A 9,855-nucleotide genomic window follows, 5' to 3' on the forward strand; every position below is an offset into this window, starting at 1 on the left:
CTGGACGCGGGGGGTCTTGAAGCCCCACCAACCCTAAAAAGATCATCCCAGACTCTATAGACTCCTCCTCCTTCACCAAGGAGACATCCCTGGTAGCCATGGCAAGGATTCGCAGACCTTCGGAAGCCATTTTTTCCTGAGTGTCCACAATTTCACGTCGGCGTTTTTGTGAAATGTCTTCGATTCCATTTATCCCCATCTCCCGAACACAAAGAGGGAGCACCATTTCCGGAGCTCCCTTTGTCAAAGCAATCCGGCCTTCTTGAGATTTGTGAATCGTGGTCATTCTTTTTCGTTCGGTATCAAAGGGAATTTCGTCCGTCCGTTTCATTTGATCCCGAAGCGTTTTGAAATCACATCCGCAACGATGGGCAAATTTAAGAAGGGCCATTTCCATGGGATCGCCCTTTTCTTTTGAATTTTTTCCGCCCAGTTGGGCATCATTACAAAGGACAAGGGATTGAAAAAAGGGAGCGACAGATGAAAACGTATTTTCCTGGAAATCAAAAACCTGATGTTCCGCGCCGTTTAAATAAAAGCTCCTTACTTCCATGCGATTGACAGTTAAGGTCCCCGTTTTGTCGGCGCAAATGGTTGTAATAGACCCCAGGGCTTCCACAGCTTGCAACTTCCTGACCAATACCCCGCGTTTGGCAAGCCTAAGAGCCCCCAAGGAAAGACTGATCGTGATAACAGCCGGCAGCCCTTCCGGAATGGCGGCAATCGCAAGGCTGATAGCGGCAAGAAGAACCTCGACAATCGACTCATGATAGAAAGCGCCAATGGCAAAAATAAGAAGACAGCAAAGAAAGGCCATCAGGACAAAATGCCTGGTCAATCGGTCCATCCGTTGTTTCAAAGGGGCATCGCCCACCTTTTGGGTTGAAACAAGGCTGGAAATGCGTCCAAGTTCTGTCGCAAGCCCGGTCGCAATACAAACCCCCACTCCCCGGCCCGAAACCACATGCGTCCCCATAAAACCCATGTTTGATTGATCGCCCAAGGCAAGATCGGTTCCATTCAAGACACAAGTTAATTTGGAAACGGCGACCGACTCACCCGTTAGAAGGGATTCATCCACCATCATGGCGGAGGCCTCTAAAAGACGTATGTCCGCGGGAATTCGGTCCCCCGCTTCAAGATAAACAATATCCCCCGGCACCAATTCCCGTGACAAGATTTTTTCAATTTTTCCATTTCTTAAAACGTGGGCCAGGGGAACCGCCAGGGCCCGAATACTCTCCATCGCCTTTTCGGCCTTCATCTCTTGGAAAAAACCTATCCCGGCATTCAAGAAAACAATGGCCGCCACAATCGCCCCATCCATAAAGTGCCCAATAACCAGCGAAATACCAATCACAGCAAGAAGAAGGAGGATCATCGGGCTGACTAATTGTTCCCAAAAGATCCTGAAGGGATTTCTTTTAAATTTCTGCTCGATTTCATTAGGCCCAAACTGCTTTAATCTGTGGGAAGTTTCTTGGGCAGAAAGTCCGAAAGTCAGATCAACTTCTAGCTCCTGACAAATTTCTTCCGTGCTTCGTAAATAGAAAGGCATGAACATTTTAAAGATATATAACGGAGAAGAATTACCCTCAAGGTTTGTTTGGTTAGATCTGTATGCTTGACAAAAAAACAAAAAGAGAGATTTCCTCTCGAATGGGACGCATTGCAGGTCAGATGATGCACGACATAGGGAAAAGTATAGAGAAGTAAGCCTTGGGCAATGATGGAGACAGAATGCTATGAAAAAAACCAATCTAAAAACCCGCGATCCCATTTGCGGGATGGAGGTCAATCCGGCTAAAACACCTTTCCGTTCTTCTCGCCAAGAACAGGATTTTTATTTCTGCTCGGCGCATTGCAAGGAAAAATTTGATCAGGGCAGAAAATCGATTCCGCACGAAAAACAACCAAGTGCCACCGAGTGGACCTGCCCGATGCATCCCGAAGTGGTGCAGGATCATCCGGGGAACTGCCCCAAGTGCGGCATGACGCTCGAACCCAGGGGAGGTGCGGACAATGAAGATCTGACGGAATACAACGACATGAAAAAGCGGTGTATCTTTGCCGCCGTTTTAACCGTGCCGCTTGTTTTTATGGCCATGGGAAATTTGCTTCCGGGCCAGCCCGTTTCAAAAATATTTTCCCATGAATTTATCCGTTGGGCCGAGTTCATCTTGGGGACACCGGTTGTTTTGTGGGGCGGTTGGCCGTTTTTTACGCGCGGTTGGCAATCCATCGTCAATAAATCCCTCAATATGTTTACCTTAATCGGGTTAGGTGTTGGGGTCGCCTATGTTTATAGTGTTATCGCAACCCTCTTTCCCGATCTTTTTCCTGAGTCCTTTCGTGAGATGGGTAACGTCGCCGTCTATTATGAAGCCGCGGGTGTGATTGTGACCCTGATCTTGCTTGGCCAGGTGCTTGAACTGAAAGCAAGGTCGCAAACCAATGCCGCCATTAAAAAATTACTTGGATTGGCTCCCAAAACAGCTCGCCTCATCCAGAATGATGGAACCGAAATTGATGTTCCTTTAGATCAGGTAAAAATTGGCGACAAACTCCGCGTTCGTCCCGGAGAAAAAGTCCCAGTGGACGGCGTCGTGTTGGAAGGATCTGGTTCCGTTGATGAATCGATGATTACAGGAGAGGCAATTCCTGTCTTAAAGGGGGCCGGTGACAAAATCATCGGTGCAACCATCAACGGTACCGGCTCGATGGTGATTGAAGCCAAAAGAGTCGGAGCCGAAACACTGCTATCTCAAATTATTCACATGGTGGCCGAAGCCCAACGAAGCCGTGCTCCCATCCAAAAACTGGCGGATGTTGTCTCAGGATATTTTGTCCCTGTTGTCGTTGCCATTGCCGTTATCAGTTTCATTGTCTGGGCTCTCTATGGCCCTGAGCCCCGCTTGAGCTATGCCCTGATCAACGCCGTCGCCGTGCTGATTATCGCCTGTCCATGCGCCTTGGGGCTGGCTACTCCTCTTTCCATCATGGTGGCCACGGGCCGCGGGGCTACCATGGGCGTGCTTTTCAAGAATGCCGAATCCATCCAGACTTTAAGACAAGTGGACATTCTAGTTGTCGATAAGACCGGAACACTCACTTTAGGAAAGCCCAAATTAGTAAGCATCAAATCATCAAGCGATCGATCGGAAACTGATCTTTTAAAATATGCCGCAAGCCTGGAAGCCGGCAGCGAGCACCCTCTGGCGCAAGCCATTGTGGACGGGGCAAAAGAAAAGAAAATCGGCTTAAGTCAAATTAAAGATTTTGAATCGATCACGGGCAAGGGCGTCAAAGGTCGCATTGACGGGCGTCAGGTTGCCCTTGGAAATGCTTATATGATGAAAGATTTGGGGCTTAATCCTTCTTCTCTTGAAGATGAAGCGAATCGGCTTCGCTCTGAAGGACAAACCGTCATGTTTGTCGCGTTAGATGACCAAGTTGCCGGCTTTGTCGGAGTCGCCGATCCCATTAAAGAGACAACACCACAAGCAATTGCCGAACTTCACAAGGATCACATCAAAATTGTGATGATGACCGGCGACAATCAAAAAACAGCGGAAGCTGTGGCTAAAATACTTGGCATTGATGAAGTGATGGCCGGCGTTCTACCTGAACAAAAAGCTTTAAAAATAAAAGAGCTCCAAAAAGCCGGGCATAAAGTGGCGATGGCCGGTGACGGCATTAATGATGCTCCGGCGCTGGCCCAGGCCCAAGTCGGCATCGCGATGGGAACCGGTACGGACGTGGCCATGGAAAGTGCGGGGGTCACTCTGGTTAAAGGGGATCTTCGGGGTATTTTACGAGCCCGTAAATTGAGCCGCGCCACCATGCGCAACATCAAGCAAAATATGTTTTTTGCCTTTGCCTATAATGCCTCCGGCGTCCCCCTAGCGGCGGGTGTGTTGTATCCGGCTTTTGGCATTTTACTTTCCCCCATCATCGCCGCTCTTGCGATGAGCTTAAGTTCAGTTTCCGTCGTCGGTAACGCCTTAAGGCTTAAGAGCGCAAAAATTTAGACAAGGAGATATATGGCATCAACAAATGAAAATGAAAAAAAAGAAAGTGGGATGGGATCTTGTGCCCACGGAGGTGGGCAGCATCATTCTTCGTCTGGGGGACATAATGGAACACATTCCAGAGGTCTCCGCTTCAGCAATTTGGTGCTCATTGGCTTTCTAGCCATTGTGGGATTTTTCCTGTTTACAGAACACCGGGCCCATCTTTTCGGCATTTTGCCCTGGCTTCTTCTTTTGGCCTGTCCGTTGATGCATCTGTTTCATGGGCATGGAGGACACGGGGGGCATAGCCACGGCGGAAATGGATCGCAGGAGAACAAGGAAAATCAGAAAGGAGTTCAATCATGAAGGCACACGATTTGGCACCCGCTTATGGGCTATGGTCCCTGGTTATCATCAACTCGGCGATTTTCATTTTCTTTGCTTTAAGCTTTTTCAAGCCCAAAACAAAGTTGGATTGGAGAGCCTTTAACGGTTTTGCGGCCTTCATCATCGCTTTATTTATTGAGATGTATGGTTTCCCTTTGACCATCTATTTTTTATCCGGTTGGCTGACCAGCAAATATCCCCAAATCAATTTTCTCTCGCATGATGCCGGCCATCTTTTATCGACACTTTTGGGACTCAAAGGGAATCCTCATTTCAATATCCTGCACATTTTGAGCAGCGTCTTTATCTTTGGTGGATTCATCTTGATTGCCAAGGCCTGGAGAGTTCTCCATCAGGCGCAACAAAATCACCAATTGGCCACGACAGGACTGTATTCATACGTTCGTCATCCCCAATATGATGGTTTCATCCTTGTTATGATCGGGTTTTTGCTTCAATGGCCGACTTTAATCACACTCGCGATGTTTCCCATTCTGGTTGTGATGTATGTCCGGCTGGCAAAGAAAGAAGAAAGAGAAGTCGAAGCAGAAGTTGGCGAGGCGTACCGTCGATATAAGACAGTCACGCCAGCCTTTTTTCCAAAATTGTTTGGAAGAAAAATGCAATTTAACCAACCCTAAAGGATGAAGCTCGCAGCATGACGGAAGATCAATGGTATGAACCCCAGGGCAAGCCCTGGATCCAAGATTCTCCGCCTAAGGCGGAGGGTTTTGACCCAGCAAGGCTCGTCCCCGAAGCCAACGAGCGTAGGGGATAAAAGACCCGTGCTTCCTATCCGCTATGAAAACCAAGTTCGTTTTAGTGCTGTACTTCGGATGAAATGAACACAAAATATGAATGTGATCCCCATTCGGCATCCTATTTTTTCAAACTCAATTTCGTATCGTTTACTGATCTCATGCGCAATCTGAAACTTAAGGATGAAAAAAGAAAGCGACTCCAAAGATAGCATAAAGGATGATAAACATCGCTCCCTCAAACCAGTTCGATTCCCCATCTTGGAGTGAATAGCCGGCCAGGGCAACTCCTCCCGCTAAGGCAATGATCTCAAAAATGCTGAACTGGAGCGTGAAGAAAACCCCTGTTTCAGGATGCCCACCGATTATAAAACTGTAGATCACGAGAAGTGGCGCTATCAGGAGAGCTACTTGAATACTGGCCCCCATGGCCACCTGGTAGGAGATATCCATTTTGTCCTTGCCAGCCATCCTGATGGCAACAATTCCGTCAACTGCGTTTCCAATAGCAGCCACGATAATGACACCCATGAAAAGTTCCGAAAGGGGAATCTTGCTCACCTTGAGCATGTCTTCAATGGAATAGACAAAAAAATCGCTGATAAAACCAACAAGAATGGCCGAGAAGCAGAGCAGACAAATAGCAAACCATTTTTTCCATTCTGGTGATTCCGTTGTGTGAGAAGGAGTCTCTGGCATATAGGCAAAGCGATGGGTTTTAAGTGAAAAGAAAAGGCCCAAAATATAAACAACCAATAACAGGATGGCTGAATAAAGCGATACTCGCTGTTCCAACGATCGGGCATCGGTGGCCTTTAAGCCTTCTATTTGATAACCATAATGAACAAAGGTGGGAATTAAAAGGGCAAACAAGGCAATAACCAGCATCAAGATAGAGGTATTGGCTCCTGTTTGGGAGAATTTCTGGGTCTTATATTTCAAACCGCCATAAAACATGGAGAGCCCCATGACAAGAATCAGGTTACCCAAAATCGACCCTGTAATAGAAGCACGGATCAACTCAAATAGGCCTGCCCGTATTCCATTGAAGGCAATGACCATTTCTGTAAAATTGCCAAATGTAGCATTCAAAAAGCCCCCAACTACAGGGCCCGAATAATGGGCAATCTCCTCAACTGATTTTCCAATAAGAGAAATAAGCCCTAAAATGCTGATGGCGCTTACCAAAAAAAGCAGGAGTGGATTTGTGTGAACATGTTCCAGGTAAAAACAGACGGGGACAAAAATCAGAAGAATGGCCATTTTTGGGATGGTTTTGATTTTAGGAATAAAGGGAAGCATAATGAATTTTTTAATTATAAAGGGATTTCCTGATTTCGGCAATTGTAAATTTACTTAGAGTAAATATATTGTAAATTAAGGAGTAGGATTTTAAAAAAAATTATTTGAAATGTTTTCTGTTTAGTGCTACTAAAAAAAATGCCTCAAAAAATCAAGCGAGAACAATTCCTTCAACCCATTTCTCTCCAAGAAATAGCCCCTTTTATTGCCACCACCGTTTTTTTGGACAGTATGCTTTTTTTTGTTGTGGATGATTACGCCATGGGTTTTGTGCGGGGGGCCCTGGTGCAAAAAGTAGCGGATCGTCATCATGCCAAATTAAGAGGAAACGCCTTGAACATCCTGGTCCTGGGGGATCTTGCAGGGGGTTGGGGCCAGGCGGCCAAAAATCTCATGACTCAGCTGGCCAATCCCTGGACCTATCTCAAACAAAAATTCGATGTCTTGAGCTGGGGGGAGGAAGCGGGGCGCACTTTAGCCATCGGAGTTCTTTTTGATCATTATCTGGCAACATTCCATTCCACAGTGGTTCAAGAAAAAGAGGCGGTTCAAATTCGCAAGGCAATTGAACAATCTCTCCACCAGGTGTCTTTTAGGCTTCCCCCCTCGGTGATCGCTGTTGTCAAAAATACCGGTTCAGGGGCAGTAAAAAGTCTGGTCCAGACTGTTGTCATGGAAGCGGGTCATTTAAAAAAGAAGGGGGGGGAACAAAAAGGGGGTTTTAAGGTGCTGGATCGGCTTTTCTCCGGCGTCAATTCTTCCTTGCAGGAGGCTTCAATCCAGATTGTCCAAGCCTTGGCCCAAGAGGGGGCACTTTTTGTCAATCAGCTTAAAGAAAATTTTGATGCCCAATGGATCAAATATCCAAAAAAGGGAGCCAAAAAGAGTGTTGTTTAAACTAACTAACCAATCAAGGGAGGAACGATTATGAAGAAAGAAGTTCAACAAAAAAAGGGAAGCGCTATTGGTGATGGAAAAATCATTGCCGTTAATTATAACCAGCTACTGGCACGAATTGCCCAGTTCCCCGTCCAACTCTATAGCAACATGGTTGCGATTGGGAATAATGTCGCATTTCAAAAAAATCAGCTCAATGAGAAAATCCAGAATGGGTTGAAAGAACTTACCTCTCGGTTTACGCCTCCCCATTCAGAGCAAATCAAACAGTTAAAGACTCGGATGGCCATACTAGAAAAGAAAATAGTGGTTCTGACACGAAGCAAGACCTCTCAATAAATGAGGCCTTTATTAAACATTCGGCCTCTTTTTTTTATTCTTTTTTTCATCCTCCTTTTGCCACAAGCCAGTGGGGCTGAAGAAAAGGAACCCTTTTGGAAAAAAATTCAACTTTCCCCTATCCTTGATGTCGTCACTGGATTTCAAGCGGATGACAGCAATACCACACCAGTACCGGCAGGTAGTTCCGTACTGCGTGGAGGGCTTGGGGAATTTCGTGGCAATCCTGGGCCATCTCGCAACACCTTCGGTTTTTATTTAAGCGAACTGGAACTAGATTTCTCAACAGATCCCGAATCAAAAATCTTTTTTAGGGCTGACATCGATTACAGCCGTGACAACGGAGGGAATGGCGGTGCTGGTTCCATTAATCTAGAGCAAGGTTTTGTAACCATCCAGACCGGTTTTAGTCGCGGTTTGGAGTTGACGCTGGGGAGGGTTAATGATCCGACAGGCATTGAAAACGAGGACCGGCATGAGAATGAGACGATTTTTTATTCATGGGTGAATCGCGCTACCCCCAATAACGTGACCGGCTTTCGCTTTAGTTACCCCTTTACCCAAAGGCTTACGGCCCAGTTACTGGTGATCAATAATTTCCGTGATTCCATTACTGACGACAGCCCCATCCCTTCCTTTGAATCTGTTGTAACCTTTCATTGGGGCCCGGAGGAAAAATCTCACGAATGGGGATTGACTTTTGATGCCGGTCCGGAGCGTCCCAACGACAACCAACATTGGCAATACATCGCCGATTCCTATCTGCGTTGGCCCTTGACGTCACACATCCGGTTGGATCTTGAAGTTTTATACAGCCAAATCAATACAGCGATTTCAGGAAGAAAGAACAGCAAGGCTTTTGGAGGTTATTTCTTAATCCATGGGGATTTAAGCCCCCTGTGGAGCCTTTATTCCCGATATGGTTTTTTTAACGACTTAAACAGTGCAGGCGAATTCACTGGGACCCAGCAAAAGATTCATCAGGGAACTGCAGGACTTGGTTTTCAGATTACCGACGAGGTTCGTACCAGGCTGGAATATCAGGTGGACCTTCACCAGCCTTCCGGAGGCCTTGACTCTTTTTCCCATGCTGTTGCTTTTGAGCTGATCTACACACTTTAAAAAAAGAGGTTTAAACAAATTTAGTGACACTAAAATGGGTTTATGATAAATCTATCTTCATGTTTTTGTGGGATTACCTCTTCAATTTTTCCAAGATTTTGGCTAAAACACAGCAGGTGGCCCTAGAAACCCTACCGATTGGTGTTTTGATCCTCGACTCCAAAAGGCGTTTTTTTTATGCGAATGAGACCTTTCGAACCTTCTTTAAGGGGTCGGGTTGGTTATCCGGCCCGAGTGTTGGGAAGGGGATTCTCGATGGGCTCAAAAAACTGGGAGGGAAAAACCAAGTTCGGGGATTATTCCCCATTGTTAAAATCCCCAAGGAGATCAGCTTTAAACAGCGGATTTTGATGGAGGTGTTCTATCATATCCCCAAAAAGGATGGAATTCCGGAATGTTTTGTCGGTATTTTTGAAGACATTACCGACCGCAAAAAGACCATAGAATCCCTTCATCAAACCAAGCGTTTGTCTACCCTCTCCCAGTTGATGGCCGGTGTGGCCCATGAATTCAACAATCCTTTGGCCATTATCCAGACCCATCTTCAGCTTTTACGACAAGATTCAAACCTCGAAAATCATGCTTCTTTCGATGTGATCGAGAAAAATATATCGAGGTTAAGTAGTGTTCTTGAAACAGTGCGTTCAATCTATCGGGAAACCCTTTCTCCTTCCCATTTTACTCCCTTGGGGAAGCCATTTAATGATGCGATACATTCCTTGCGTGAAGAGATTGAAGCGGCCCATATTTCGCTGGTTACCAAAATTCAGAATCCCCTTCCAAAGGTTAACCTCCAGCCGGAGGAGGCCCGCCAGCTATTGGTGCATTTGTTGCTCAATGCCAAAGAGGCGGTCCAAAAAAGGAGAAACGGAGATGGGGGAGGAAAAATCATCGTGCGTGCAGTCCACCACCCGGAAGGAGGAGTCATTCTGGAATGCAAAGACAACGGAATCGGCATTCCAAAAAAAATCCATGGAAAGATTTTTGAACCCTTCTTTACAACCAAACCGGTAGGAAAGGGGATGGGGCTTGGACTT

General features: G+C 46.3%; 7 protein-coding genes and 2 pseudogenes (2 of these 9 only partly in view). 7 read left to right on the forward strand and 2 right to left on the reverse strand.

Annotated elements, in window-relative coordinates; translation table 11 throughout:
* Positions 1-1,558 (reverse strand): annotated as a pseudogene (locus tag A2048_05565) (hypothetical protein); it reaches 1,100 nt to the left of the window's first position.
* Positions 1,559-1,940: 382 nt separating this feature from the next.
* Between A2048_05565 and A2048_05570 the strand changes: the two are divergent.
* The 3 genes from A2048_05570 (at position 1,941) to A2048_05580 (ending at position 5,041) form a co-directional block, all read left to right on the forward strand.
* Positions 1,941-4,031, forward strand: coding sequence for a copper-translocating P-type ATPase (locus A2048_05570; GenBank protein ID OGP10945.1), 2,091 nt, complete (start codon positions 1,941-1,943; stop codon positions 4,029-4,031).
* 141 nt (positions 4,032-4,172) lie between these two features.
* On the forward strand, positions 4,173-4,379 hold the full coding sequence (locus A2048_05575; GenBank protein OGP10946.1) for a hypothetical protein: 207 nt from the start codon (positions 4,173-4,175) through the stop codon (positions 4,377-4,379).
* Complete coding sequence (locus tag A2048_05580) at positions 4,376-5,041, forward strand: isoprenylcysteine carboxyl methyltransferase (GenBank protein ID OGP10925.1); 666 nt, start codon at positions 4,376-4,378, stop codon at positions 5,039-5,041. The genes A2048_05575 and A2048_05580 overlap by 4 nt, the downstream gene beginning before the upstream one ends.
* Before the next feature lie 294 nt (positions 5,042-5,335).
* On the opposite strand, the gene A2048_05585 is transcribed toward A2048_05580, so the two are convergent.
* Positions 5,336-6,421: a calcium/proton exchanger gene (locus A2048_05585; GenBank protein OGP10947.1), complete on the reverse strand. Its 1,086-nt coding sequence runs from the start codon at positions 6,419-6,421 to the stop codon at positions 5,336-5,338.
* A 177-nt stretch (positions 6,422-6,598) separates the two neighbouring features.
* On the opposite strand from A2048_05585, the gene A2048_05590 reads away from it, so the two are divergent.
* The 4 genes and pseudogenes from A2048_05590 to A2048_05605 all read left to right on the forward strand — a co-directional run.
* A complete protein-coding gene (locus tag A2048_05590; protein OGP10926.1) occupies positions 6,599-7,357 on the forward strand; it encodes a hypothetical protein in 759 nt (252 codons plus the stop codon).
* 30 nt (positions 7,358-7,387) lie between these two features.
* Positions 7,388-7,696, forward strand: a complete 309-nt coding sequence (locus tag A2048_05595; protein ID OGP10927.1) for a hypothetical protein — start codon at positions 7,388-7,390, stop codon at positions 7,694-7,696.
* Entirely contained in the window at positions 7,697-8,818 is a 1,122-nt protein-coding gene (locus tag A2048_05600) for a hypothetical protein (GenBank protein ID OGP10928.1), read from the forward strand. It abuts the gene before it with no gap.
* A gap of 59 nt (positions 8,819-8,877) precedes the next feature.
* Positions 8,878-9,855, forward strand: a pseudogene (locus A2048_05605) (hypothetical protein); it runs 18 nt beyond the window's last position.

Source organism: Deltaproteobacteria bacterium GWA2_45_12 (genome assembly GCA_001797365.1).
Classification (GTDB): domain Bacteria; phylum UBA10199; class UBA10199; order UBA10199; family UBA10199; genus UBA10199.